The 24897-nt window shown below is 55.7% G+C and carries 26 protein-coding genes, 1 tRNA gene and 1 pseudogene; 15 read left to right on the forward strand and 13 right to left on the reverse strand.

Going from position 1 to position 24897, the window contains the following annotated elements; translation table 11 throughout:
• Positions 1-54: 54 nt before the first annotated feature.
• The 4 genes from HK439_RS01060 to HK439_RS01075 form a co-directional block, all read right to left on the reverse strand.
• On the reverse strand, positions 55-1545 hold the full coding sequence (locus HK439_RS01060; RefSeq protein WP_190289502.1) for a methyl-accepting chemotaxis protein: 1491 nt from the start codon (positions 1543-1545) through the stop codon (positions 55-57).
• The gene (locus tag HK439_RS01065; RefSeq protein WP_190289503.1) at positions 1542-1868 is read right to left on the reverse strand and encodes a hypothetical protein; all 327 of its coding nucleotides are present in this window, start codon (positions 1866-1868) and stop codon (positions 1542-1544) included. Before HK439_RS01065 ends, HK439_RS01060 begins: the two co-directional genes overlap by 4 nt.
• Positions 1869-2174: 306 nt before the next feature.
• Complete coding sequence (gene msrA / locus HK439_RS01070; protein ID WP_190289504.1) at positions 2175-2828, reverse strand: peptide-methionine (S)-S-oxide reductase MsrA; 654 nt, start codon at positions 2826-2828, stop codon at positions 2175-2177.
• Positions 2829-2937: 109 nt separating this feature from the next.
• Complete coding sequence (locus HK439_RS01075) at positions 2938-3264, reverse strand: hypothetical protein (protein WP_419247567.1); 327 nt, start codon at positions 3262-3264, stop codon at positions 2938-2940.
• Between the two features lie 360 nt (positions 3265-3624).
• On the opposite strand from HK439_RS01075, the gene HK439_RS01080 reads away from it, so the two are divergent.
• A tRNA-Ser gene (locus HK439_RS01080) sits at positions 3625-3714 on the forward strand.
• An 84-nt stretch (positions 3715-3798) separates the two neighbouring features.
• On the opposite strand, the gene HK439_RS01085 is transcribed toward HK439_RS01080, so the two are convergent.
• Entirely contained in the window at positions 3799-4293 is a 495-nt protein-coding gene (locus HK439_RS01085) for an IS110 family transposase (protein ID WP_419247568.1), read from the reverse strand.
• A gap of 30 nt (positions 4294-4323) precedes the next feature.
• Here HK439_RS01085 and HK439_RS26765 point away from each other — a divergent pair, with 30 nt between their 5' ends.
• On the forward strand, positions 4324-4848 hold the full coding sequence (locus HK439_RS26765) for a hypothetical protein (RefSeq protein WP_235987504.1): 525 nt from the start codon (positions 4324-4326) through the stop codon (positions 4846-4848).
• Positions 4849-5116: 268 nt separating this feature from the next.
• Here the strand turns inward: HK439_RS26765 and HK439_RS01095 are convergent, their stop codons facing one another.
• Both HK439_RS01095 and HK439_RS01100 read right to left on the reverse strand, forming a co-directional pair.
• The gene (locus HK439_RS01095) at positions 5117-5533 is read right to left on the reverse strand and encodes a type II toxin-antitoxin system RelE/ParE family toxin (RefSeq protein ID WP_190289506.1); all 417 of its coding nucleotides are present in this window, start codon (positions 5531-5533) and stop codon (positions 5117-5119) included.
• Positions 5530-5796, reverse strand: a complete 267-nt coding sequence (locus HK439_RS01100; RefSeq protein WP_190289507.1) for a type II toxin-antitoxin system ParD family antitoxin — start codon at positions 5794-5796, stop codon at positions 5530-5532. The genes HK439_RS01095 and HK439_RS01100 overlap by 4 nt, the downstream gene beginning before the upstream one ends.
• Before the next feature lie 446 nt (positions 5797-6242).
• Between HK439_RS01100 and HK439_RS01105 the strand changes: the two genes are divergently transcribed.
• A complete protein-coding gene (locus HK439_RS01105) occupies positions 6243-8663 on the forward strand; it encodes a TOTE conflict system archaeo-eukaryotic primase domain-containing protein (protein WP_190289508.1) in 2421 nt (806 codons plus the stop codon).
• A gap of 124 nt (positions 8664-8787) precedes the next feature.
• Here HK439_RS01105 and HK439_RS01110 read toward each other — a convergent pair whose 3' ends face one another.
• Entirely contained in the window at positions 8788-8940 is a 153-nt protein-coding gene (locus tag HK439_RS01110; protein WP_190289509.1) for a hypothetical protein, read from the reverse strand.
• Between the two features lie 626 nt (positions 8941-9566).
• On the opposite strand from HK439_RS01110, the gene ltrA reads away from it, so the two are divergent.
• Positions 9567-11093, forward strand: coding sequence for a group II intron reverse transcriptase/maturase (gene ltrA / locus HK439_RS01115; RefSeq protein ID WP_190289510.1), 1527 nt, complete (start codon positions 9567-9569; stop codon positions 11091-11093).
• 384 nt (positions 11094-11477) lie between these two features.
• Here the strand turns inward: ltrA and HK439_RS01120 are convergent, their stop codons facing one another.
• From HK439_RS01120 to HK439_RS01130, 3 genes are all read right to left on the reverse strand, one after another.
• Positions 11478-12707: a type II toxin-antitoxin system HipA family toxin gene (locus HK439_RS01120; RefSeq protein WP_190289511.1), complete on the reverse strand. Its 1230-nt coding sequence runs from the start codon at positions 12705-12707 to the stop codon at positions 11478-11480.
• Positions 12700-13290 carry a helix-turn-helix domain-containing protein gene (locus HK439_RS01125; protein WP_190289512.1) on the reverse strand — a complete coding sequence of 197 codons (591 nt, stop codon included), beginning with the start codon at positions 13288-13290 and terminating at the stop codon, positions 12700-12702. The genes HK439_RS01120 and HK439_RS01125 overlap by 8 nt, the downstream gene beginning before the upstream one ends.
• 239 nt (positions 13291-13529) lie before the next feature.
• On the reverse strand, positions 13530-13994 hold the full coding sequence (locus HK439_RS01130) for a hypothetical protein (RefSeq protein WP_190289513.1): 465 nt from the start codon (positions 13992-13994) through the stop codon (positions 13530-13532).
• Positions 13995-14201: 207 nt separating this feature from the next.
• Here HK439_RS01130 and HK439_RS01135 point away from each other — a divergent pair, with 207 nt between their 5' ends.
• Positions 14202-14618, forward strand: coding sequence for a helix-turn-helix domain-containing protein (locus HK439_RS01135; RefSeq protein ID WP_190289514.1), 417 nt, complete (start codon positions 14202-14204; stop codon positions 14616-14618).
• 91 nt (positions 14619-14709) lie between these two features.
• Complete coding sequence (locus tag HK439_RS01140; protein WP_190289515.1) at positions 14710-14967, forward strand: hypothetical protein; 258 nt, start codon at positions 14710-14712, stop codon at positions 14965-14967.
• Positions 14968-15417: 450 nt separating this feature from the next.
• Here the strand turns inward: HK439_RS01140 and HK439_RS01145 are convergent, their stop codons facing one another.
• Positions 15418-16128, reverse strand: coding sequence for a hypothetical protein (locus HK439_RS01145; RefSeq protein WP_190289516.1), 711 nt, complete (start codon positions 16126-16128; stop codon positions 15418-15420).
• A gap of 407 nt (positions 16129-16535) precedes the next feature.
• Between HK439_RS01145 and HK439_RS01150 the strand changes: the two genes are divergently transcribed.
• The 9 genes from HK439_RS01150 (at position 16536) to HK439_RS01190 (ending at position 24513) form a co-directional block, all read left to right on the forward strand.
• Positions 16536-16802 carry a hypothetical protein gene (locus tag HK439_RS01150; protein ID WP_190289517.1) on the forward strand — a complete coding sequence of 89 codons (267 nt, stop codon included), beginning with the start codon at positions 16536-16538 and terminating at the stop codon, positions 16800-16802.
• 109 nt (positions 16803-16911) lie between these two features.
• Complete coding sequence (locus HK439_RS01155; protein ID WP_190289518.1) at positions 16912-17157, forward strand: hypothetical protein; 246 nt, start codon at positions 16912-16914, stop codon at positions 17155-17157.
• An 18-nt stretch (positions 17158-17175) separates the two neighbouring features.
• Positions 17176-17343 carry a hypothetical protein gene (locus HK439_RS27330; protein ID WP_419247569.1) on the forward strand — a complete coding sequence of 56 codons (168 nt, stop codon included), beginning with the start codon at positions 17176-17178 and terminating at the stop codon, positions 17341-17343.
• Between the two features lie 280 nt (positions 17344-17623).
• Entirely contained in the window at positions 17624-18130 is a 507-nt protein-coding gene (locus HK439_RS01165) for a ParD-like family protein (RefSeq protein WP_235987479.1), read from the forward strand.
• Positions 18127-18714, forward strand: a complete 588-nt coding sequence (locus HK439_RS01170; RefSeq protein ID WP_190289520.1) for a zeta toxin family protein — start codon at positions 18127-18129, stop codon at positions 18712-18714. The genes HK439_RS01165 and HK439_RS01170 overlap by 4 nt, the downstream gene beginning before the upstream one ends.
• Positions 18715-19647: 933 nt before the next feature.
• A complete protein-coding gene (locus HK439_RS01175; RefSeq protein WP_190289521.1) occupies positions 19648-19920 on the forward strand; it encodes a hypothetical protein in 273 nt (90 codons plus the stop codon).
• 712 nt (positions 19921-20632) lie between these two features.
• On the forward strand, positions 20633-21595 hold the full coding sequence (locus tag HK439_RS01180) for a GSU2403 family nucleotidyltransferase fold protein (RefSeq protein ID WP_209011482.1): 963 nt from the start codon (positions 20633-20635) through the stop codon (positions 21593-21595).
• Between the two features lie 338 nt (positions 21596-21933).
• The gene (locus HK439_RS01185; RefSeq protein WP_190289523.1) at positions 21934-23055 is read left to right on the forward strand and encodes a GNAT family N-acetyltransferase; all 1122 of its coding nucleotides are present in this window, start codon (positions 21934-21936) and stop codon (positions 23053-23055) included.
• A 319-nt stretch (positions 23056-23374) separates the two neighbouring features.
• A protein-coding gene (locus HK439_RS01190) for an IS3 family transposase (RefSeq protein WP_190289524.1) occupies positions 23375-24513 on the forward strand; the annotation gives its coding sequence in 2 pieces (ribosomal slippage) (positions 23375-23612 and positions 23612-24513; 1140 coding nt in all).
• Positions 24514-24770: 257 nt separating this feature from the next.
• On the opposite strand, the pseudogene HK439_RS01195 reads toward HK439_RS01190, so the two are convergent.
• Positions 24771-24897, reverse strand: a pseudogene (locus HK439_RS01195) (IS5/IS1182 family transposase); the annotation flags it as partial.

Consider the following 24897-nt stretch of genomic DNA (forward strand, 5'->3'; position numbering starts at 1 on the left):
CCAAAAAAAACCGGCCACTGGGGCCGGCTTTTCTAAATGCGCTTCGGTTGCCGGTCAGGCGGCGGCGACATCCCGCAGGAAACCGTCGATGGAGGCCTGCATTTCCTCCGCCTGACGCTCCAGCTCTTCTGCGGAGTTTGCGACGGTCGTGGCGGATCCGGTGGTCCGTTCGGCCGCCTCGCTCAGCCCGCTGATGTTGGTGGCGACAAGGCCGGTTCCGTTGGCGGCTTCCGCGACATTGCGCGAAATCTCGTCGGTGGCCGCACCCTGCTGTTCCACCGCCGCGGCGATCGCCGAGGTGTAGTTGTTGACCTCGTCCATGGTGGCCGCAATCGCGCCGATCGCATCCACCGCGTCCTTGGTTTCGCCCTGGATCGCGGAGATCTGGGCACCGATTTCCTCGGTCGCCTTGGAGGTCTGGGTTGCCAGTTCCTTGACCTCGGCCGCGACCACCGCGAAGCCCTTGCCGGCCTCGCCGGCACGGGCGGCCTCGATGGTGGCATTCAGCGCCAGGAGGTTGGTCTGTTCGGCAATGGCCTGGATCAGGGTCACGACTTCGCCGATCCGATTGGCGGCTTCGGCGAGACCGGCAACCTTCTGGTTGCTGGTCTGGGCGCCCTGGGTGGCCTTGGCGACAATCCCCGTGGTCTGTTCGACCTGGCGGGAGATTTCCGCAATCGAGGAGGACAGTTCCTCGGCCGCGGAGGCGACCATCTGCACGTTGGAAGACGCCGTGTCGGAGGCCTGGGCCGCCGTCGCCGCCCGGTCTGAGGTGTCTTCGGCAACGGAGCCGAGGTCCTGCGAGGCCGAACGCATGGCCCGGACCTGCTGTGTCACGCTTTCAAGCTTGCCGGCGATTTCCTGGCGGAAGGCGGCGATCCGCTGGCCGACCCGCTCCTGGTGATTACGCTCTTCGGCGATGCGCTCGTTCTCGGCCTGCTGCATGGAGGCAGCCTGGACCTGGGACGCTTCGGCTTCGTTTCTCGCCTTGTCCGCCGCTTCGAAGGCACGGGACAGTCGGTCGACGATCCACCACAGGGCGGCCACTTCGACGACGACGATCACGGCATGGAAAACGACGCGCAGGAAGTTGGACCCGCCGGGGAAGACCGCCCAGGGAAGCGCGAAATTGAACACGATGTGATGCACCGCCACGACGCCGGCGTAAGCGACGAGCGCCCGCCAGTCGACCCATCCGGCCAGAATGGCCAGCACGGCGAAGAAGTACATGTGCCCGTCGATCTGGAACGACGTGGTCGGGTCGCTGGTCGACAGCGAGGCCACGAACAGGGCGACCAGAGCCGCCAGCGAGATGGCCGTTGCAATCCGGGTTTCGGTTCCAGCCTTGTATTTGACCCAGGTGCCGGTCGCCGCTGCTCCGAACAGAAGCGAAGCGCCCGAAACGGTCACGACCGAAATCGTTCCGACCCACCAGGCGGTGGCGATGACAAGGAGCACGTTCGCCCAGACGAAATAAATGATATAGCGCGAATAGGTTTCGCGCATCGCGTCGAGGCTGGTGGAAGCCTGCGTTTGCTCACTCATGAATTACTCTCCCCATAGACATTCACCAAGCCTGCACAGGCCCGTGCGACAACCGACGACGCAACAAAGGCGGCGCCGGACGCGTACAAACGTCCCACAATGCCGTCGGAGTCGGCTTCCGTGACCGCTATCCAGCCGGATGTATCCGTTGAAACGATCCGTCCGCCGGCCGCAGCCACAATCTCCGGAGCGGGATCACTCCAGGGACTCGCGAACACGGCTATCTTTCCTTCCCCGCCAGGCTGCAGGCCGGCAAAAACCATGACCAGGCAGGCGGCAGAGAAGTATGTGGCGACGAAGCGCTTCGATATTTTTGCTGACATTTCCAGCCCCGGGAACGCATCAGATATGGGACCGTTTATGAGGCAAGTCATTTAACAATTACTGAAATTAAAAGACCAGCCGATGAAAATCGCGTCCTTCCCTTTCGTTATATCGCAGTGCGATAAAATATAATGGAAATCACGTAGAAGTTGATTGCCGCTATTGTTTCAGGAAAATTGAAATAAAGGGACGGCACATGCTGTTATCCGCAACCGTCGCCCAGGCTGACCAAGGACAGGCAGCCCAAGCATAGGAAAACCGGCGCATCGGTTCGGTTTCGGACATTTAATTTCTGGGAAATCCAGTCAGAGCGGCGCCGCACAACTGACGCCGGTCCCGCGAATACCGCAATATCCACCGGGATTTTTCGCCAGATACTGCTGGTGATAATCTTCCGCAAAGTAAAATTGATCCAGCTGGCGGATCTCTGTCGTGATCGTCGCCCTTATTCCCGCCGCGCGCAAAGCCTCCTGGTAAGCCTGTTTCGATGCTTCCGCGGCGGCCACCTCTTCCGGATCGGCCAGATAGATCGCCGACCTGTATTGCGTCCCGGTATCGTTGCCCTGGCGCATGCCCTGGGTCGGGTCGTGATGTTCCCAAAAGACCTTGAACAGGTCCTGCAGGGAAATCTTCTCCGGATCGTAGACGACCAGCACGGCTTCCGTATGCCCGGTCCGGCCGGTGCAGGTTTCGTTGTAGGTGGGATTGGGCGTGTGCCCGCCGGCGTAGCCGACCGCGGTCACATGGACCCCCGGCAGCTGCCAGAAGAGGCGCTCCGCGCCCCAGAAACACCCCATGCCGAACAGAACCGTCCGCATTCCGTCCGGATAGGGGCCTGTCAGGGAGCGGCCATTGACGAAATGCGGGTCGGCCGGATGAATGGCCTGTTCCCGCCCCGGCAGCGCCTCGTCGGCGGACGGCAAGGAAAATTTCTTGGTCAGCATGGTCATGAAGGACATGATGAATTCCACTCCCGAAGCGTTGCTGCGCCAGGGCCACGAAAGGCAGGCGCAGATCTCTTTTCAGAAAGATGGCGCAGCGAACGGAATTTGCAAGAAATGTTTAGGGTCAGGCCAGGACGGCACCGCGTTTGCTGCCGCGCGTCCCAAGCCACAGGAAGATCAGCCCGAGCGGCCCCAATACGCCCCAGATCGGCCAGGTCAGCAGCGTCTGGATAATCGGATCCCACAGAAACGGACTGACATGGCGCTGGATGGCCGCCTGGGCCATGTTCAGGGTCTCCGGAGACTGATCGAACCACAGCTGACCGAGAGGCAGCAGCACCAGTTCGGAGCGGGCAATACTCTTGCTGGCATCGGCGATGATCGCGACCAATGCGCAAGCCAGCAAGACATAGCCGCCAAGCCGGAACAGTAATCTCAACAACGCAAACACTTCAGGCCTTCGTCTCAACGATCAAAAGTAAATATTCATTCTAAAGGGCAATCCGCGCCGTTTTATGGCCTTACGGCCGTTTGACAACCGGGAACATCACGTTACGGCGCATGATGAATACATTGACAAAGAATCCCATAAAAAACAACAGCAAAGATCCAAGGGCGGTTTTTACGGACCGTCTGGAAGCAAGCCCGGCAACCGGTGCACAGTTTATTTTCGCCCGCGCAATCGGCAAAAATCCGGCCCGTCTGCAATGCATATGCACCGGACCGCAAAAAAACTTTCACAGTCGCTTGCACTCGCGCGATGCCTGAGTATATTGCGCAACTCGCAGGCGGGGTTTCCCGCGGCGAATAAGGACAGGTGGCCGAGTGGTTGAAGGCGCACGCCTGGAACGCGTGTATAGGGGCAACTCTATCGAGGGTTCGAATCCCTCTCTGTCCGCCATTTATACTTATATCTTATTGAATAATATATACTTTTAAATATCCGGAGACTGAGTCCCACTTCCAGTCCCACTTTTTGAATTCACTACCGCGTGACTTTGTGCACAGATTTCAGGAAAAATTCCGTAATTAGGCGTGTTCGTCGGATCAGGATCTCAAGCGTTCGATGAGCGTAAGTAGGAAGGGCTTCATCGGGAAAGGCCCTGTCGGCCAGCTTCACCAGATTGGCGATACCCGGGTTGGCGACCAACCCGAATTCGGCCAAGTGCGCGCGCAGCGCATTCGCCGCCAAAGTCCGCTGGCGCACAATCAGCGATCGGGTCCGGTGCGCCATCAGAACACTCTGCTGCTCGACTGGGTTTACCGGCACAAACCGCATGGTCGGACGTTGCACAGCCTCGCAGATCGGTTCTGCATCAATCGCATCGCTTTTGCCGCACTTGACGTAGCCTTTCACGTAAGACGGCAGCATGATCCTGACGTCATGGCCCATGGCGATCAGCGTACGCGCCCAGTGATGCACCGTCGCACAGACCTCAACTCCGAATCGCGGCGTCTGTTTGCGATGCAGCTTCTTCACCAGCACTGTCCTGCCGGATGTATCTATCCCATGCGCCTAGAAAACGCTCTTCGCCAGATCCAGCCCGGGCGTTGCTATGTTTATCGGATCCTTCCTTTCCTGCCTTCGCTTCTTTCTCAGCACCATACCTGGCGCAGCGCTGGCGGGGGCGTCCAAATCATCAAGCACGTTTATCGACCACGTAGCAAGGCGACGAAGAGGCCGGAAGTCGCGGTGACCGCGGAGCGTGGTGGACGCATCAGGGCGGCGTTCCTGCCGTCTTCCGACGGGGAGCAGATCGGCCGCGTCATCTCGCCGGACGCCCATATCATGTCCGATGACGATAAGGCCATCGGCAAGGCGGCCCACACCTTCAAGGAGCATGACACGATCACGCACGGCAAGAAGAAGAACGTTCGCGGGAAACCTTCACTTCAACACGGTCGAAGGCATCGCGGCCCTGCTGAAGCGGACGCAGCTAGGTGTTTATCACCAGCTCAGCAAGCGCCATCTTCAGCGGTAAATCGTCGAGACCATGTTCCGGAAGAACCAGCGCCGGACAATCGAGACAATTGACCAGAGGGACGGAACCATGCGGGTCCAGATCTACCGCCGCCCGATCCTGGATCATCTCGAAGATCTCCTGTTGAGGGCCATCGGTCGGCAGGTCAGGAGATCCGACATCGGCGGGATGGATTGGCCGATACCGATAGCACCAGGATATTTCTCGGCGCCGTCATTAACTTAGTTTAAATTCAGACATTCTGGGATTTGGATCCGGACGCAACAGTCGTTCGACGGTTCTACCAAGGCGACGTCTCTTTGGTGTAGTCGATTGCGAAAGTCATTTAATTTTAAAGGGATCCTCAGCGGGTTCGTCCTGGGGCATTTCAGCTTGCAGACGTGCATGGCTATTAAGCGAGCGGACAACTTTATAGCGAGGTTCCATTCCTTCATGCAGAACGCGAAGTATGATCGTGCCTACGACACCATTCGACATCATTCCAGTCGTATAGTAGAGGCAATGCGCCGACGCGCCGCGTCTGCCCGCAGCAAGCTCAAGATGAAACAATCTTACATCTGGCGCTATTATGGAGCGGTCGATGGAACCTCCGCGATCGGGATCGTCGCCGACCATCTCGATTCCCCGGTCGATTATCGCCTCGTAGGTGTCTAAATGATGCGGCCCGAAGGACTTGAGTGTATCTACCAGAATGTTTCGAATATCACGCCTAGCTGCCTCGGTGATTTCATGACTCATTCGCCGAGGTACTCTCGCCTCACTTCGTCAGCGATGTCCCCAACCGTCTGCGTTGAAAATCGACCTGCCGCGGCATCAGTCAAACCAATGCTCACCTCTCTTCGCAGGATGGCGAGTTTTTCCTGTTCGATTGCTTTGTCGTGCTGAAGCAGACGTAATGCATCACGGATAACTTCGCTTGACGAGGCGTATCCGCCGCCGGCGACCTCACCTTCCACAAATTTAATCATGTCACCAGGCAAACTGACATTCATCGTACCCATGAAAAAACACTCCTCAATTTAGAGCGTAATATAGCCAGTTTGGCAAAAATTGCCAATCTTCTAATCCAAGTCGGACGCACGTCTGTTGAAACCTGACCGAAGGGGTAGAATCCCCTCCTCAGATAGAATCTCACATCAATTACCGTTCTTTCGTAGATAGGTGCAGTTTGAAAGACCTGAAAGCAAGGCGGTACAGGGCGGACAATCTGAACTCGTGCGTCCAAGCGGGCTGGCGCAAACCGAGTGCGTGCGCTGTTTCCCTTCGCCGACTTCTGGCATCCAACTCCGAGTTCGAGCTTATCTGGTTTGTTGTTGTTGCCGCATAAAGTCGATTATGGTGAGAGTGGGATTTTGCTGAGTGCCGGCTCGCGTGTCGGATCTTAAGTTCGAGCCGTCCTTGGCCTATGTTGAGCCGTGGAGCAAACCTTAAAGCGCGAACTGCGACTGTGGCAGAAGAGAATGATATTTCGGAGGAAATCGCGCGCGTTCGGCGGCGGCTGGCCGAACTTGACGGCGAGCGCGCTAAGCTCGAGCATGAACTGGAAACGCTTGAGCAGAAGCTGAAATCCAACAGCAATGCATCTGAGCAGTTCTTGCGTGCCGATGCCTCTGTCACCAACAACTCGTCGTCGACCGAGAAAGTCGAGTTGTTTCGCCGAATGTTTGCCGGGCGCCCTGATGTCTTTCCGGTTCGATGGGAAAACAGAAAGACCAATCGATCGGGATATTCGCCAGCTTGTTCCAACGAGTGGACGAAGGGGATCTGCGGCAAGCCGAAAGTGAAATGTAAAGAATGTCCCCATCAGGCGTTCATCCTGCCATCCGAAGACATCATCGAAAAGCACCTGCGTGGCGATTTTGTTGCCGGAGTGTATCCACTGCTGCAAGATGAGACGTGCTGGTTCCTCGCCGTCGACCTCGACAAAGACCGCTGGGCAGATGATGCCAGAGCGTTGCTGGATACTTGTCATGCGAAAGGAATTGTCGCCGCCCTGGAACGGTCGAGATCGGGGAATGGCGGCCATATCTGGATATTCTTTTCCGAGCCTGTTCCGGCAAGGATTGCCAGGCAACTGGGCACAGCCTTGATCACGGAGACTATGGAGAAACGTCCCGAGATCGGTTTTACTTCCTATGATCGCCTCTTTCCCAATCAGGATACATTGCCGCTTGGCGGTTTCGGTAACCTGATCGCTTTGCCGCTGCAAAAAAGAGCTCGCGAGGTCGGCAACAGCGTTTTTATCGACAAGGGTCTGCGCCCCTACGATGACCAATGGGCATATCTGTCGTCTTTGCCCAGGCTGTCGGCAGACACGGTCTTCAGGATCGCGGATGAGGCGGAGTTGTCAGGTCGGGTCTTGGGCATCCGCATGCCCGTGGACGATGAACACGCCGACGAGCCGTGGAAGATGTCACCGTCACGCCGTAGTACCTCACGGCGTATCGATGCTGTGATGCTAAACAGCATCAGAATCGTGGTTGGAGACCAAGTTTATATCGACCGGACAGAACTCCCGCCGGCCCTGATTGCGCAGCTCATTCGCCTTGCGGCTTTCCAGAACCCCGAGTTCTACCGCGCACAGGCTATGCGGTTGCCGACATTCGGCAAGCCTCGGGTCGTCTCATGCGCCGAGCTTTATGCGCAGCACGTCGCCCTCCCTCGAGGTTGCCTTGGAGAAGCGATCGATCTCGTCAAGAGCCATGGCGCCGTTGCCGATCTGGAAGATCTGCGGGAAATTGGCACCGCACTTCCCTTGGGCGTATCCTTCCAGGGCGAATTGCGGCGGCCGCAGATGGCGGCTTTCGATGCTCTCGTGCCCCATGATGCCGGCGTGCTTGCCGCGACGACTGCATTCGGCAAGACCGTCGTCGCAGCGGCGCTCATTGCAAACCGCTGCCGGAACACGCTTGTCCTCGTCCACCGACGAGAACTGCTGAACCAATGGGTGGAACGCCTTCGGAACTTCTTGAGTATCGACCCGAAGCAGATCGGCATTATTGGCGGTGGCAAACGAAAGCCGACTGGCATCATCGACGTCGCGCTTATCCAGAGCCTGGTCCGCAAGGGGGAAGTCGCGAACCTCGTCACCGATTACGGTCATCTGATCGTGGATGAATGCCACCATCTGTCTGCGGCAAGCTTCGAGCTTGTCGCCCGGAGGTCGAAAGCGCGGTATGTCTTGGGCCTGTCCGCGACCGTCGCTCGAAAAGACGGGCACCATCCCATCATCTTCATGCAGTGCGGCCCTGTTCGCCATCGGGTCGATGCACGGGTTCAAGCTGCCGAGCGCGGCATCCGTCACCGCGTGCGCGACCGTACGACGAAATTTGAACTGCCGCATTCCATCGCCTCGGCCGAGCGCCCGTCAATGTCGGCGATCTATGCTGCTTTGGCGCAGGACGACGGGCGAAACAACCTGATCTTCGATGATGTGCTGCAATCGCTGGAGGCGAAACGATCGCCCATTGTGCTGACCGAGCGAAAGGACCACCTCGACTATCTTGAGCAGCGGTTCGCGCCTTTCGTGAAAAATCTTGTTGTGCTGCGTGGCGGCATGTCGGCCAAGGATCGCAAGGCAGCGAACACAGCATTGAGTGTCCCGGATCATGACGAGCGTCTGATCCTCGCGACAGGCCGCTATATAGGCGAAGGCTTCGACGACGCCCGTCTCGACACGCTGTTCCTGACGATGCCGATCGCCTGGAAAGGAACTTTGGCCCAATATGTTGGCCGGCTTCATCGCGAACATGACGGAAAAGGGGATGTCCTGGTCGTGGACTATGTCGATCAGACTGTGCCGGTTCTCGCCCGGATGGCCGCAAAGCGGCGGGCGGGCTATCGCGCACTTGGCTACATGATCGAGTAGCGGGCGCTCCGCTTACAGCGGGGCGCCCTCCTTCCAACCTCGCAATTATGCGGAGCGGAATCCGTGGAAACCGGCGGATAGCCTGCTCTCACAACCCGGAACTCCGCATAATACCGTTCACAGCCTAATCGACCGAGCCAGAGAAGACGCGAAACTGCCAACCGTTTTCGGAGGAGTTCTCGACGCGCTCGAAACGGGCATTGATGCTATGGACAAGGGTCTTGTTCAGACCGATGGAGCAGTGCTTCGTGGTGGTGAATGTTCCGATGTTCGCCATTGTCTTTATCCGTGCGCCAAGAGTGACGGCTGGAAACCGTCACGCGCACTTGTTGCCCCTGCGGGGTGGGAGACCCCGACGCCAACGCGCCGTAAGCGCGGGGGTGGAAGCAGACGGGTGAGGTAAGCCGGGTGCCTCCGGTGAGCCATAAATAAGCAGAACTCGTCAAAGCCGGACGGTCCAGGACTTCCGCCTGAGGTCGGTCCGGTGAGCGTGCCTGTTATGGGAAGAGTGATCGAACCGATGTTTGAAGCCTCGTTGCACCATGGAATCCGCCAAACCGGAAGTGGGCGGATCGGTCGAAAGACCGGAGGAGCGCCGGTCCCCGCTGGATTTACGGGGATCAGGGGCGTGCGCTGTCACGTGCGTCAGCCAGCGGTCCAGCTTGCGGTGACCGCTGGTCGGAGTCCTCACGGGGTAGAGTCGGTCCCTAAGACAGGTGAAGGGACAACAGGTGAACTTGGGAACCTTGCCGTGTTCTCTCCCGCAGGATTGCGCGAGATGATCGAGGCGACCGATGATCGGCGCGGCAGGGGGCGGAGTCTTCGTAGTAGTCTGAGGGCGGGAAAGCCGTCCACAGGGCGAAGGGAGACAGTGAGTGAAGCAAGCCGGCAGGAGGCGGGCCGATGAAGCCCGATGCGGTGAATACCGCGTTCGTCCTCGACATGCAGCGCAAGCTTCACAGGTGGAGTGTCGCGGATGCCGACAAGGTGTTCGCGGATCTGTTCAACATCGTATGCGACCGCAGGATGCTGTCGGAAAGCTGGCGACGGCTGGCCCGCAACAAGGGCAGCCGTACCCCGGGAACCGATGGTGTCACGCGGAAAACGGTCGAAGAGCGGCCGGGCGGCGCTGTGCAGTTCATCGAGGATATCCGAAATGAGTTGCGCGGCGGCACCTATCGGCCAGAGCCTGTCCGGCAAAGGCTGATTCCCAAGCCGGGTAAGCCCGGCAAGGTGCGTCCGCTCGGCATTCCGACGCTCAGAGACCGACTGGTACAAATGGCTTTGAAGCTCGTGCTGGAGCCGATCTTCGAGGCGGACTTCTATCCGACCTCATATGGCTTCCGGCCCGGCCGGAGCACCCATGATGCGCTGGCGAAAATCCAGCGGCGACTGCACCCCACACCCAGTGGCACCTCCGAGTATCGCTGGGTAATCGAAGGGGACATCAATGGCTGCTTCGACGCCGTCGACCATCATGTGCTGATGGAGCGCGTGCGCCGCCGCATCGGGGACCGCAAGGTCCTCGGGCTCGTGCTCACCTTCCTTAAGGCCGGTGTCATGGTCGAGGGCTCCGTCCGCCATCCTGTCACGGGTACTCCGCAGGGTGGCATCATCTCGCCGTTGTTGGCCAACGTCTATCTGGCGGCCATCGACGAGAGATATGGGCGGTGGTCGATGCGTCCTCGTGAGCGACCGCAGAATGCAGCCGACCGGCGGCTTTACGACCGCCGGAGAAACAGGCCGACATTCTTCGCCGTGCGCTATGCCGACGACTTCGTCGTGCTGACGGACGGAACGTTCGAGGAGGCTGAAGCCGAAAAGCTGGCGCTGGCGCAGTTCCTCAAACAGGAATTGCGCATGGAACTATCGATGGAAAAGACCAGGATCACGCAGGTCGGGGAAGGATTTGACTTCCTCGGCTATCGCGTGGTGCAGACCAAGGCGCGCCGCACCGGTCGTCTGGTCGGCAATCTCTTCATTCCGAAGAGCAAGCTGAAGGACTTGCGCCACAAGATCAAGGTCCGGGTGAAGGAGACGCCGACAGGCAAATCCCTTGCCGAGCTCATCGACGGTCTCAACCCGATCATCACCGGCTGGAGGAACTATTACCGCTACGCCACATGGGCCACGCGGGACTTCTCCGGTCTGGACTGGTGGCTGTGGGAGCGCATCGGGCGTTGGTTGCGCAAGAAGCACCCAAAGGCGACGTGGAAATCGCTGCGCCGCCGCTTCGTCGCGAAAGCGCCCGATAGCCGATGGCGATGGGCAGACGGACCGAAATCGCTGCGGTTCTTCCGGGAAGGCGGGTCAACGCACTTCCCGCACCGGGGTATACGCATACCGAACGGATGGAACGATCCCGACGAAAAGTTCCGAAAAGGAGCTGATCGATTCTGGGCATCGTTCAACACCCTCATGTCCGTATGAGGGCCACCCGTGGCGAAAGCCGCGCATGGAGAGCCGGTAGCTTGGAAACTTGCACGTCCGGTTCGGCGAGAGGGGCGCAGAAACCAACCGTCGCAAGGCGGTCAGGCGCTGTGCTCCTACTCTACTTTTGATGTTTCGGGCCGCTCCCATCGCGGCCTCGACGGCTGTCCAAGAGGCCGGGAACGACCGGCACGCACCCTTTTGGGATCGAAATGAAATGGAGGACGGAGGAGAAACACTTTCTTGCCCTGCGAGGAATTCGAACAAAGTTCGAAGGGAAAAAAATTTCGGACCGCCGTTGCGTCCAGCCGAGCGAGGCGAAGCCGGCTTCCGGTCAGACCCGCCGTAATCGAGACCGCTTTGACCGATGCACTTTTTGAGGCTCTAACCGAGTTCGCTGTAGAGCGGAACGATTGAAGCATGCGCGTCGATCGCTTGCACGACGGAAGCAGCAAGAGGAAGATGGATCCTTTCAGCATCCCAGACTTGACGAAATCGCTGGACGGTTTCGGCAGCGACATCGATGACGCGCTTTTCCGGCAAAAGGGCTTTGGCTGCCAGATGCCGCAACTCGTCAACGTCGAATTCGGCCAACTTCTTTGTCCGCGAAAAATTCAGTGCGGCTGTATCCTCGCCTTGTATGTAGGGGATGGTCGAAACCAGATCGTAAGCAGGGGAAAGCGCAGCCGTCCTCCGGTCCGGATAAATCAGCGACCAGTTCTTGAGATGCATGTCGCCATTGCCGATGAGTGCGCTGAACACGAGTCGGCGAATAAACTCTGCGGCGCCAGCATCTCCAGCCTCGGTGCCGATCACGCGCGCGATATTGGCGTAGCTCGCACGTTTGTACTTGTCGTCCGGAAAGACGCCGAAGACCTGCGCGAAATCTTCGGTGTGTACGGGGCCTTCACTCGTGCGGTCGAAACGGCTGACAGCAAGCGCTTGTCCCTTGAGCTCGCCAATGCCTTCGGGAATGCCGGCGATCGCATCGAGATCGATGAGATTGATGACCGGCACCTCCATGCCGATCATCCCGGCTATCGTCATCATTGAAAACTCATTCTCCGGAACGCCGGTGAACTGTCGGGACGGTAGCTTCACGATCCAGGAACCACCGACGCCTTTGGCGGGAATGGTTAGGCCTCCGCCCTTGCCTTCATTCTCGAACGCGGAGAACTTGAGCTGCACGCCGGCGAGCGAAAAGCGCAATGCATCGGGTTTGGCGCTCTCAGGCAGATCCTCGGCCGCGCCCGGCGGCAGGGCGTAACCGGCCGCGGGATGGATCGACAGCGCGCCCGGCAAGTCGACACCTAGCACCCAGAGAAGGAAAAATTCGCGCTGCTGATTGACCCCCGCCCGCTCGGCGAGATAGCGCCGTAGTCCGCCTTCGGGCAACAGGTTCGAAAAGAAGGACGGTACAACACGCTGGGTTGGACGAATTTTGGTGATGAGGCCGCCCAGATCGTCCTTGAACGAAAGGCTGAGTGTCGGCCGATTGGGGTCCTCGACGTAGGCTTGGTTGAAGGCAAAGATCGTCCGATCGCCCTGCAAATGGGTCAGCGTGCCGATGGGCTTGTCATAGAGCCGTACGTCGAGAACCGAGACGTCAGGCATTGACGTCTCCATCATCTAGCGAATAGGCGGGACGCGGCTCCGACTGCGCATCATGGGCGATGGCGCTGCGCAGCCGCTGTAGGTTCTGTGCAATGTCACGGACGATGAGTGCTTCCTGCGTGTTCGCTTGATAGCGCTCGAGCCGCGCAATCAGATTGCGCACGACCTGCATCTCTTGGTCGCTCAGGTTCGCCCGTTGCAAGAAACGCAGCGTGTCTTCGATGCGATCGAGATCGGCTGAACTTCCGTAGAGCTGCTTCATTTTCTTGACCCGTCGTACAGCGCGGGCGAAGCGCTTGTCGTTTGCCTGACCGGCATGGATGTGCATGTCGGACGTTGCCTGCGCCTTGACGAGACCCAGCACTGCGGGCACGAGTTTCTTGGGCACGAGCACAAGTTCTAGATCGAGTGCGCGGGTCATGTCGATAAAGCTCGACAACCCCGGCTCCATCTTACCGCTTTCGATTTGGGAAATATGGCTTTGCGTTAATCCCGCCCGCTCGCTGAGTGCGCGCTGACTCACGCCACACGCCTCGCGGATTTCGCGTGCTTGCGAAATCAGATTTTCGCTCTGGTAGGACATGATACATAATCCAGATCGTTAAAACAAGAATGATCATGATTATATATCTAATATCAACGGATGCTCTCTGTCAATGTTTATGATATTGAATCATGATTTTTACATTAATATGATATATTATCATATATCATATTAATCGTACTCATGAAATTACGTTACAAAAGCCGATGATGGCGGAGGTTTGAGGGATGCCCTGGAAAGCAAAGGGTTTCGACCTTTGCCGTTCGAAGGCCGAAGACCTACTTCAGATTCAGACGAAAATACTCGATTTCGACGCTTTCGGATAAATCCATGCCGTTTGGCAAGGTCCCGATTTGCGGCTTGATGATGTGTGTAGTCGGCGTTGCTTTTGAAGGATCAAACCATCGCCCCTCATGAAAAAGAAGCGCTGTCTTTTCCTGGGTACCGGCCACCGATATCCGGAAATGTCGTTCCTTGCGAATACCAAGGGGTGCCAAATTGCGATCGTTCAGAAGCGCCTCGATATCTTCATCGCTGACCGGTTCACCGGTTAGCTTGTCCGTGGCCTGGGGCCCTCCACCTTCCGGCAAGAATTGCAATGCCCCGTTGCAATCTCGCCCGATCTCCGAAAGCAGGCCATATGCATTCGCCACCCCCTCGCCGACGCGCTCGGCAACGCGCCGCCATATCGGTCGTTCAGGTGCGCTGACACGCTTCCCGAAAGCAGACGTTTGCATTTTCACGAATATGTCGGCTCTGCTCCGACTAATGATTCTAGATTGAAGCGTTCGTGAAGAAGAGAGGCAAGGGAGTAGGAATTTCTCGAAAAAAATCCGGCCAAATTATACATCCCGAAAATATTGATAACGTAGAAACTCTGAATTAAAACCCATGGTAGATATTCCAATTGAATAATTCGCGGCACTGAAACGAAATTGGATTTTTTGCAGATGGAAAAGCACGAACGCCTACGCTTTGCACGCGAGAAAGCCAATTTTTCATCAGCCAGTAGCGCGGCGGAATCGCTAGGCGTGCCCGCAAGCACTTACTCATCTCACGAAGACGGCAGTCGCGGTCTTAAGGCAGAAGAAGCAGCACTATATGCCCTCCATTTCGGAGTTTCTCTTACGTGGCTGCTTTATGGTTGGAACGAGAAATACGAGACGGAAAGTAACCCTGAGGAAATGACGTTTTTCGGGGAGCAGGCATTAGCGGCAGGTATCAAAAATTATGACGTTTTTTTGGACGCTTACCAAGAAGCAAAAGTGATTGAAATGATGTTTCTCGGAGGGCGCGGCCCTCGTAAAAAGTTCGCGAAGCTCGTTCACCTCATCTACGATGAAAAGCTTTCTGATATGCGGGAATAACACCCTTTTAAAATGCAACCCGTATACAGCGCTTCGAATAAGTGCAATCTTTAAAGGCGTCATATGGCCATTGCCTTCGAGGAAATTTCCTATGGATATAGTTGGGCATTGTCTGCGTTTTGAATATCTTTATTTGGGTGATCGAGCGCTAACTCCGCATGAGTTGCTGCTAGCAGAGCTGAAAGCGGCGGAAGAGGCTGGCGTACGGACACTCGCTGAGGTTATTTGTACCCATCTCTTCGGGCATTCGGATCCTTCACAAATTTCTGATGACGACGTCGAGCGGTTCGTATCGTTTCTTGATCCGATTATAATGGCGGCCCTTTCAGGACAGCAGCCACGGCAATGAACAACTTTGTCTATCCATTCGATATTACTGACATCGATGCTGGGTGTGCCGATGACCAGGCCCGTCAGCTGTTGGACGGATGGCGCAATTCCAATGGTTTTCTTTGCGCAGAAGTCGTGAACCTCGCCCCTGTACTGGTGGTGTTTGGCGCTGACACGAGCTCATTGAAGCCACCCACTATATTTTCTGCTGGCCCACAAGCTCTGTCGACAAGACTTCTCGGCAGTCATTGGGCTGAGACACCAGAAACGGCCAATAGCACGTTTGAAGATCCCTACAAATATCTCGTAGCCGATGGGTACCATCGCGCCGCAATTCAAAATATTCCTGTATTTGATTTAATTTCGGCCCAGCTTTCGCATACTTCGCGAGAGATTATGGATCTGCGATACCAACGGTTGATCCTGCCTTTTTCCACTCCGCAGGGCGCAACGTTTTTAATCTGCTATTCTATGAAAACTTGCCGCATCCCGCTAATAGAGGGTCTTGGCACAAACGGCAAACCCCTTCAGTTCCCAGAGCTACAAAATGAAGGTCGCGCAAGTCCTTTTGCGCCGGCGGTTTCCGCCATATCACCGCATTAGGCCGCTCAATGCTGTACCCCCAGTTTAAGTGGTACTTTTTGCGGATTTTATCCGGTCGCATAAATCCATAGATGGTTTGAGGACGCCACTCATTGAAAGCCAATAGGATAAGCATCCGTTGCGCTAGCGCTAAGAGATTCTTGCCACGCCAATCTTTGTGTACATGACCTTCTCCGACATAGACCGACGTGCCAGTCAAACCGCCAGCGTAACTCGCTGATCCCTTAGCCAATATGACTTTGCTGCCGTCATCTGCATCGAACGCGCGTTCGAAATAGGACACGATCTGTTGTTGTAGAGACCAGCCGCTATGTTCATCCAATTTCGCTGCCACTGTCGTGACGCATACGCCCGGTTCGTTGAATAAGCCGACCCAAAGCACTTGGCTCGGCGGCAGGGTATTCAACTCCCGGCGAAAATGCTCCCCGACCAGGTTCGCCTTGCCTGCCTGTGCCGCTGCAAGTTCGAGCTCTTGCACCGAGTCTGAAACACGGATTTCGGCAACACCTTCGTTCATAATTGCCGTTTCGATCTGGCTGATCGCACGAACAATCGCAATGGCGCTCGGTTCAAACAATTTGATCGCTCTCAAGTTTAATTATTTGTGCGATCATTCTCGTCTCTTAAAATAGCGGCGGCACTGTAGATATTTGAACATTTTACAAATTAAATATCCGCAATTGATTATTTCTTGCTTAATCTGAATATTGTCAAAATATACCCATATTTGTATATAGATATTTTTAAATTCCTGATTGCATATGAGACGTTAGGCCAATTTCTAAGCTATCTGGGTGGATTTCACTGCGATCATTCGCGGAGGGTGGTTGGGCCAACGTGGAACAGGCCGAACGGGCGCTTGAACAGGCTATTCGCCGGCGTCTGAAACGGAAATGCAACACGCAAGAACGGATTGTAAGAACGGGGATATCGAATCCGGTTCGTGCTTCCTAGAATGTCCAATGGAAAGCATTAGGAGGAAGTATGGCGTCCTGGCTCATCAAGGAATGGGATGGCCTAAATGTTAAAGCCAAATACCATCTGCCCGGCCACTTATCCGAGCAAGAAATTGAGACGGTTCTTCAACGATTGGTGTGCCGCAATTTGACTGTCAGTGAAGTCCTAACGTCTTCTCGCCGCAAAGATGATCCCGAGCGCACCGGTCAGCTGGAAAGAATCGGACACGGTTCCCCAGTCACCTATGGGCATTCACACCTTCATTACACCGCAGAATACAAAATGGACGGATAAAACCCACCGAAACCAGAGGCCAATACTTCTGCGACGGGATCGATCTTTGCGGCCGCTTCAAGGCAGTCAGCGGAGACTGTTTCGTTAGATGGAAATGAGCAGTGGATTCATGATCCAGTGGAGCCGTCAAACCTGCAGGACGGCCGTCCCTCACGGTCATTGCCAAACCACCCGTACCGCCGGTTTGAGCTTGAGCGGCATGGCGCCACCAACGCTGCTCCATTGTCCCATGAACAGCGCCGCCATCCAGGCCTATGCCGAGCAGGTCCTCGCGCCCGAGCTTCGTCCCGGCGACATCGTCGCAATCGGCAACTTGCCGGCCCATAAAATCAGCGACGTGCGCGAGATGATCTAGAAGGTAGGTGCGCATTTCCTGTTCGTGCCGCCATACTCGCCTGACTTCAATCCTATCGAGATGGCCTTTCCCAAGCTCAAGGCGCTGCTGGGAAAAGTCGCCGCCAGGACCATAGACGAACTCTGGTCGGTGATTGCCTTTCAGCATTTACGCCAAAGGAATGCCGGCACTATTTCGAGGCAGTAGGTTATGACCCGGTATAAGTCGGATCTGCTCTATTTAATCACCCAATTTGACAGTCTGAAACAGCCGGCCTCCAGCGCGCTTCAAGGCTTTTAGGGCCCTATAGGATCGCCCCTTCGCGGTGAGCGGAACCTAAATACGGCCCGGCGGATAGGTCTGCGCGCCGAAGTGTTTCTTGTAGCCATGCGAGCCCGGACCAAAATCAAACCACCGACCCCTTTTCGCCGAGCCCAATCGATTACGTTGCAGATCAGCACTGAACCTGGCGAGTAGCTTTCGGTTTATGTCCATCTACGCCCCAAGCCAGCGCCAGTCTTTGAAGTTCTTCTGGCTGAAGTGGTCATTTGAGCGACTAGTTATTGGCGGTGATAATTCCCGAACCTTGTTTTTTGGGTGGCATTTTGCTACCTATTGGATAACACAGGAGGTGAATATGGCTCAGTCAGTGAAACTTGCCGACGACATAATGGCGCTCGTCCGGCGCGAAGCTGATCTGCACAGTCGGTCCGTTGCCGGCCAGATCACCCATTGGCTCAAGATCGGTAGAGCAATCGAGCGTTCCGGAAACTTCGATCATACCCGGATCACCGCTGCGCTCGAAGGCAGGCTTGATACTGTCGAGCTCCGGGAGGAGGAAGAATCTTCGTGGCTCGACGCGTTCGCTACCCGAATGGCTGAGCCCATGGCTACTGAGCAAGAGTTTTTCGCGCAGCGCAGAAGGCTCGGCCTTGGTGTCGGCCTCGATGCCGGTGGTAACCTCATCTACGCAGAAGATGCGGCTGGCGAATGAGGCCCAGTCTTGTCTTGCTCGCTGGGCCTAATGGCGCCGGCAAGTCCACGCTATACCAGACCCGCGTAGCTCCCAGCTTCGCGGGTCCTTTCATAAATGCGGACCTAATCCAGCGCGACGAGCTTAAGGATGCCTCCATGGAGGCTTCCTACAAAGCGGCCGAGATTGCCTGCGATCGTCGGTCTGAAATGCTCGATGCCGGTAAGAGCTTTGTGACCGAGACCGTCTTCTCCCATCCGTCGAAACTCGAAATCATCGAAAGTGCTCAGGCGCACGACTATATCGTCATTGTCATGCATATTAGCGTCGACAGTCCCGACCTGTCCGTCGCACGTGTCAAAGAACGCGTTCGGGAAGGCGGTCATGACGTTCCGGAAGACAAAGTCCGCGCGCGCTACAATCGTGGGCAGCCCCTGATCCGTGAAGCTGTGCTGTGCGCCGACCGGGGTATGGTCTATGACAACTCAAAGCTCAATGTGCCTCCACGCCAGGTCCTTGTTTTCGCAAGCGGGCGTCTCATTCAGGCTGATTCATACTTACCGGAGTGGGTTCTCTCGGCTTATGCTGACGACCTCGTCATTTGATCTTTTCCCGTTTAGAGCAGACGACAAATCCGCTTTGCGCCCTTTGCCAACCGCAGGGCGAGGAGCCGATATTTGTTGCGGCCTTACGGACAACAGGAATGGCTCTTGTTGATAAAGCTGTTTCAGCGGCGCGACAGATAATTACGCTCGTCCATGACCGCGTTTCACACAGCGATCCTTGACAAGCGCTCATTGTAGCTACCGCCCTCCAGGGCATGGCCTTCCAGGGCCGCCGGCCTTCTGTGGTTCGATGACAAATCACGGATAGCCGGTTTGCCGTCATGCCAGCAGTCCGATTGGTCGGAGCTGATGCTGTGGACGGCCCACGCACCGGCGCAGTGTGCGATGATTTGGCCGTTAAGCCAGGTCTAAGGAGCATTCCCATGCATCAGGATATTAACGTTGTCGGTCTCGATCTCGCCAAGCGCGTGTTTCAGGTTCACGCCATCGGCATCGACGGAAAGTTGTCTCCAAGTGTAAGTTAGGCCGAAGCGAAGTCGTCCCCTTCTTTTCTGCGCTTCCACCATGCCTCAACGGAATGGAGGCCTGTACCTCAGGGAACCGATCTGCGGACTTCATCAGGGCCAGCAGACATGTCGAGCTGCACAAACAGGCCGAACACATGGATGCACCCGACCGGTGCTTGTCGCTTCAAAAATCCTCTTGCACCAAGGGAGCCGTCCACACACGGCTTAACGGCCAAATCATCGCACGCTGTGCCGGTGTGGGGGCCGTCCACAGAATCAGGTCAAACTGATTTGAGCGACCGGGAATTGGCTGTGGTGGCGCCGCTGATCAACACCGTAGGTCGATGCGTTTAGCGACAGCGTCATTCGACGAGGCGCAGTTTCCCATTGGTTCTGAGAGTTTGGCGCGTTATTGTCCATTGTGCAGCACCAATGCGTAAGACTTCTCGCTGGACGGAGACTAGGGATGGCATCTGAAATATCGGGTGTAATCGTAGAAGAAGAAATCGAATACACCGCTAAAATATTCATTGACGGCGGCATGCTTAAACTGGCCGCACGGCAAATTAATCCCAGATACATGCCCTTTGCAGACGTGATTCGCGAACTGACGTCTGAAGAGCGCGAGGAGATTCTTGAAGCCGTCAAGGAACACTTGCAGGAATTGCATGGCATGGAGGCGGCGCAAAGTGCGATGCCAGGGCTCAAAAAACTGTTGTCTGAATTCCTCATCGAATAGTTCATCATCCGAAACCGAGGATCTGAGCCTTGATCGCTTCTGCAGTCTCGGCGGCACGCCCCTTGACCCTTGCGAAGCCGGTTCGTGGCGGTTGTGCCGTTCATGACCGGCCCATTCAGAATGTCCCAATTCCTGCTCTTTGGTCCTGAAAATCGGGTGATCAAAGAGCTGCTCCAATCTCCTCGGATTGACCCTACCGTTGTAAATCATCGTGGGCTTCCGCGTCTAATATGGTGCCGAAGATGTTTGGCGTGATCACGAAGTGCCGCCGTTCCAGGCACGAGAAAAGCGCCCCTCCGGGGCTGATAAACCAAGGCGGAGTCCTCCAATGTTTTCGCCATTTTGCCTGATGGCATCTCTTAATAGAGAGGCGTCCGGCGCTTTGTGTGTGCTATATTCCCGGTCTTTATAGAGCGCCTGCGACGGACGCTGTGTCGAGCATAGCAAACGCTTTGGGTCCCGCCGGAGAGATCTTCTGTCAGCGCGGCAGAGCGATCATTTGCACAGGCCGGAACGGGCGTAGGCAAGATAAAGGACCCGCGTCAATTGAACGCGCATTAGATATAATTCCCACTGATACCCCACAAAATATTTTTTATGGGGTATTAAATATGTTATTTTACCCCACTAGAAAAAGTATGTGGGGTATATTGTGGCAGTCGAGTATCACAGTGCAATTGGAACGGCGGCTTGGACGGATTTACGGCGATCTTTGGCTGACAGCGTGGTTTCAGACCTGCGCGGCACGCCACGCTCGAAGGTGATCGGCTCCAAGACTTATTGGTACGATCACTTTCGCCTCGGAAATAAAACCATCGACCGATATATAGGCGAAGACACGCCGGAGCTGCGGAGCCGTCTGGAGCGGCATTCGGAGATCGCCAAGGCTTCGAAACAGGCGGAACGGGAACGCGCAAGATTGATGCGGGTATTGCGGGCAGAAGGGTATCTGTTCGCCGATGTCGGATCCGGTCAGATCGTTTTGGCAATGGCCAGAGCAGGCTTCTTTCGGCTCGGCGGAACGATCGTCGGTACGCAGGCCTTCCGCTGCTACGAAGGCGAACTCGGCATTCGGATCGGGTTTGACCAGTCGGCTGCAACGGATGACATTGATATTGCAAGTATCGAGCGCTTGTCCCTCGCCCTCGCAGATACCGTCCAGCCGCCGCTTGCGGAAGTTTTTTCTGAACTCCAATTCGACCCTTTGCCCGCAATTAAAAGCGGCAAGACCTGGCGCTGGCGGCAAACAACTCGCCAGACGTTGGTTGAATTCCTGACGCCCTCATTCGAAGACGATGAGGCAATCCGCGATCTTCCGGCGCTTGGAGTCAGCGCGCACAGTCTGCACTTTCTCAATTATTTGATTGCGGACCCGATAAGCGTCCCCTTCCTCTATCGCTCCGGCGTGCTTGTGCAGATCCCGCGACCCGAACGCTACGCGGTGCATAAACTGATTGTTGCGGATCGAAGACAGGGAGAACCGGAGGTGCTCAAGGCACACAAAGACCGAGTCCAAGCGGCATTTCTCATCGAAGCATTGACTGAGACAAGACCCGACGACCTCGCTGAAGCCTATCATCTGGCATTGAAATCCGGTCCGGAGTGGCGAAAGCGCATCTCGGCAAGTCTCAAGCTCATGCCGGCAGCTGCGGCCATGCTCAAACAAGTGTCCTGACCGAAGGACTTATTGAGGCCCTGATGAAAGCGTGAATGTCTCTCATTCGGCAGTTCCGATCGACCATCAAGTTTCTGAATAGAGCGGTCCGTATCTATTCATGCCATATCGCCCTGATCGAGCATGGCTTTCAGAACGACATCGGACACCTTAACAGCAGAGCCGTTCCACATAGGGAATCCACTTTGTCAACAGGACCCCTAGACAATCACCGAACTGCCAAACACAGCAAGATACTTCTTTATCGAAGCCGCAACTATGCCTTTCACTTTTAAGTAACACACCTCAGATATAACTAAACTAGGTTATTTTTAATTTATATGGGTTGTCTCGCATTGATGCTGGCCGCACTCAAAAAAAATTCAAGGCAAAATCTCGGCGCGAATTTCTTCGTCACGAGACATGACCAGCCGACACTGGCTGTTTTGAAGGATCTGTGGTCCTCAATGCCCGGCGGGCCGGTCTCGACCCCCTTTCAGTCACCTCATGTGCTTCATGCCATTCAAGCGGAAAGAGCCAGTTCTAAACGGATTTTCTCCGTTTTCAGCATCCGCCGGCAGGATGATACCCATCCGCTTATGTTAGTGCCGCTGATGACGATCGACAGAGGCTTTTGCAAAGTCGCCACCATGGCGGATCTCGACGTGGTGGATATCAATGCGCCCGTTCTTGCGAAAGAACAGCCCATTCGGAAATGCGAATACGATTGTATCGTTGATGTGATTTTGGAGAATCTGACTGATGTCGATCTTTTTGATGCCTTCAATCTCCCGGAAAAGATAGGCGGACTGGACAATCCGTTTTTCCATTCGTCCCGAATGGAAAAATGGAAGGATGTCTTGGCTCTGTCTCTGGATGGAGAGCAGAGCAGAGCGCAACTGAAAACCAAGTCCGTATTCAAGGAAGCCAAACGAAAAGGCCGGAAATTGGCGGAACAAGGTGTCGAATTCTCGGAAATCAAAACCGCAACCGAGCGCGAAAAAGCCCTGTTGTCGCTGATGGAATACAAGAGGCGTCACTTGCGGGCGGCCGGCATCACTCGTGATCCGTGGAGCGAAAAGCAGGAGCGGTTTTTCAAAAATGTGGTGGCCGGCGATTGCGACGGCACCACGCAAACAGTGCTTCTGGCATTGAAGCGACATGACGAAACCATCGCTGCCGCCCTCTCTTTCGTGTCGGACAGCGAGTTTCACGGCTCACTGATATCGATGGGCGATGGGAGCTGGCATCGATACTCACCAGGCTCGGTGCTTATCTGCAAGACGATCGAATGGGCCAGGGAGAGAGGAATTCGACAGTTCTATTTCGGACCGGGCTCGCACGGCTACAAGAAACACTTCGGTGCGCAAGCCTATCCGCTGGGCCGCATTCTGGTTCCGCTTACCGCAAAGGGGCATTCCTACATGGCCTTGAAAGCCTTGAAACGCGCTGGTAACCAGCTGATTCAGACTGTCAAATAAGGTAATTAGCAAGAGCAGATCCGACTTAGTTCTGAGTCAAATCCGGTTGCCAGGAACAGTGCCGACATTCCTCTAGTGTATATGCGAAAGGTAACGAAAGTTCGAGCCGCTAATTCGCATCGGCTTAATCTTCGGTCTTGTGGTCACATTGCCACTCAATGAGCATTTACCCTATCATCGCAAACTGGTTTCGAGCCCAATCAAAAATTGATAAAAATTTCGTCGCATGCGAATTTTGAACTGAGCAATTTGATAGCATGTGAATAGCCCCTAGATTCGTAGACGCCTTCTTCCCTAATTTTGAGACAAGGAGGCCATGATGGGCAAATTCAATTTCACCGAGGATTTCAAACGGGACGCGGTGGCGCAGATCACCGAGCGGGGCTATCCGGTTGCGGAGGTATCGAAGCGGCTGGGCGTCAGCCAGCATTCGCTTTACGCGTGGAAGAGGAAGTTCTCGCGGCCGCCTGGCGGCGATGACAGGGACGCCGAGATCAGACGGTTGAAGGGCGAGCTGGCAAGGGTCACCGAGGAGCGCGACATCCTAAAAAAAGCCACCGCGTATTTCGCCAAGGATGCAAAGTGAGATACGCGTTCGTCGCCGAGCATCGTCCGCTGTTCCCGGTGCGGACGATGTGCCGGTGTCTGCGCATCCATCCGAGCGGCTTCTATGCCTGGCTGAAGAACCCGCTGAGCAAACGGGCGAAGGAAGACGCTCGCCAGACCGAGCTCCTCCGGAAGGCATGGAAGGATAGCGGCAAGGTGTATGGCTATCGCAAGCTCCACGACGATCTGCTGGACCAGGGCGAGACGTGCTGCCCGAACCGCGTTGCACGTCTCGCCAGCTTGGCAGGCATCAAGGCTCAGATCGGCTACAAGCGTCGGCCGGGAAGCTATGGCGGCAAGCCGTCACTGGTCATCGACAACACATTGGACCGGCAGTTCGACGTCGACGCACCTGACAGGGTCTGGGTCACCGACATCACCTATATCAAGACGCTCGAGGGCTTCGCCTATCTGGCCGTCGTGATCGAGCTCTATTCCCGCCGCGTCGTCGGGTGGTCGATGCAGAGCCGTCAGACGACGGACGTGGTCCTGCAGGCATTGCTGATGGCCGTGTGGCGACGAAAGCCGAAGAACCGGGTGCTGATCCACTCGGACCAAGGCTCCCAATTCACCAGCATGGACTGGGCATCATTCCTCAGGGCTCATAACCTGGAACATTCGATGAGCCGACGTGGAAACTGCCACGACAACGCTGTTGCCGAAAGCTTCTTCAACCTGCTCAAGCGGGAACGGATACGGCGTCGAACCTACAAGACCCGCGCCGAAGCCCGGCAGGATGTGTTCGACTACATCGAGATGTTCTACAACCCGAAGCGCAAGCATGTGAGGAACGGGATGCTGTCACCCGTCGAGTTCGAACGGCAGCAGGAAATGAGAACCGAGGGCGTCTAGAAAACTCGGGGCTATTCAATGTATTAAATTGGATGACGCTCATGCTTTTAGATTCTATTCCCTTTATTTTGTATCCTATCTATTTTTTTATAGCTTCTTTTTTTCTTTGCACGACCTATATTGGCGGAGAGACAAATAAAGGAGTCATGATTCATTGCAGGATAATTGGATATTCACTTAGTCTATTATGGCCGCTTATTTTCTTAATTTTATCATTACTCCTCTACTATATGAAGATTATCAGTCGATCTCGCCACCTAGGCTTCGTGGACAAAGGGTATCCAGAGTTTGACTGAGGCGAGCGCGACAAAGCCGAGGTAGGATTCCTTGGTTTTGTCGTAGCGGGTCGCGATGCGCCGCCAGTTCTTGAGTTTGTTGAAGAGG

Source organism: Roseibium aggregatum (assembly GCF_014692675.1).
GTDB classification, from domain to species: Bacteria; Pseudomonadota; Alphaproteobacteria; order Rhizobiales; family Stappiaceae; genus Roseibium; species Roseibium aggregatum_C.

Coding starts and splice junctions, on each gene's coding strand:
- HK439_RS01065 (WP_190289503.1), bottom strand. CDS start 1,868: ATGTCAGCAAAAATATCGAAGCGCTTCGTCGCCACATACTTCTCTGCC.
- HK439_RS01165 (WP_235987479.1), top strand. CDS start 17,624: ATGTCCATCTACGCCCCAAGCCAGCGCCAGTCTTTGAAGTTCTTCTGG.
- ltrA (WP_190289510.1), top strand. CDS start 9,567: ATGAAGCCCGATGCGGTGAATACCGCGTTCGTCCTCGACATGCAGCGC.
- msrA (WP_190289504.1), bottom strand. CDS start 2,828: ATGTCCTTCATGACCATGCTGACCAAGAAATTTTCCTTGCCGTCCGCC.
- HK439_RS01185 (WP_190289523.1), top strand. CDS start 21,934: ATGCTGGCCGCACTCAAAAAAAATTCAAGGCAAAATCTCGGCGCGAAT.
- HK439_RS01060 (WP_190289502.1), bottom strand. CDS start 1,545: ATGAGTGAGCAAACGCAGGCTTCCACCAGCCTCGACGCGATGCGCGAA.
- HK439_RS01135 (WP_190289514.1), top strand. CDS start 14,202: ATGGAAAAGCACGAACGCCTACGCTTTGCACGCGAGAAAGCCAATTTT.
- HK439_RS01100 (WP_190289507.1), bottom strand. CDS start 5,796: ATGGGTACGATGAATGTCAGTTTGCCTGGTGACATGATTAAATTTGTG.
- HK439_RS01120 (WP_190289511.1), bottom strand. CDS start 12,707: ATGCCTGACGTCTCGGTTCTCGACGTACGGCTCTATGACAAGCCCATC.
- HK439_RS26765 (WP_235987504.1), top strand. CDS start 4,324: ATGCGCCTAGAAAACGCTCTTCGCCAGATCCAGCCCGGGCGTTGCTAT.
- HK439_RS01175 (WP_190289521.1), top strand. CDS start 19,648: ATGGCATCTGAAATATCGGGTGTAATCGTAGAAGAAGAAATCGAATAC.
- HK439_RS01110 (WP_190289509.1), bottom strand. CDS start 8,940: ATGGCGAACATCGGAACATTCACCACCACGAAGCACTGCTCCATCGGT.
- HK439_RS01170 (WP_190289520.1), top strand. CDS start 18,127: ATGAGGCCCAGTCTTGTCTTGCTCGCTGGGCCTAATGGCGCCGGCAAG.
- HK439_RS01125 (WP_190289512.1), bottom strand. CDS start 13,290: ATGTCCTACCAGAGCGAAAATCTGATTTCGCAAGCACGCGAAATCCGC.
- HK439_RS01155 (WP_190289518.1), top strand. CDS start 16,912: ATGATCCAGTGGAGCCGTCAAACCTGCAGGACGGCCGTCCCTCACGGT.
- HK439_RS01140 (WP_190289515.1), top strand. CDS start 14,710: ATGGATATAGTTGGGCATTGTCTGCGTTTTGAATATCTTTATTTGGGT.
- HK439_RS01150 (WP_190289517.1), top strand. CDS start 16,536: ATGGCGTCCTGGCTCATCAAGGAATGGGATGGCCTAAATGTTAAAGCC.
- HK439_RS01095 (WP_190289506.1), bottom strand. CDS start 5,533: ATGAGTCATGAAATCACCGAGGCAGCTAGGCGTGATATTCGAAACATT.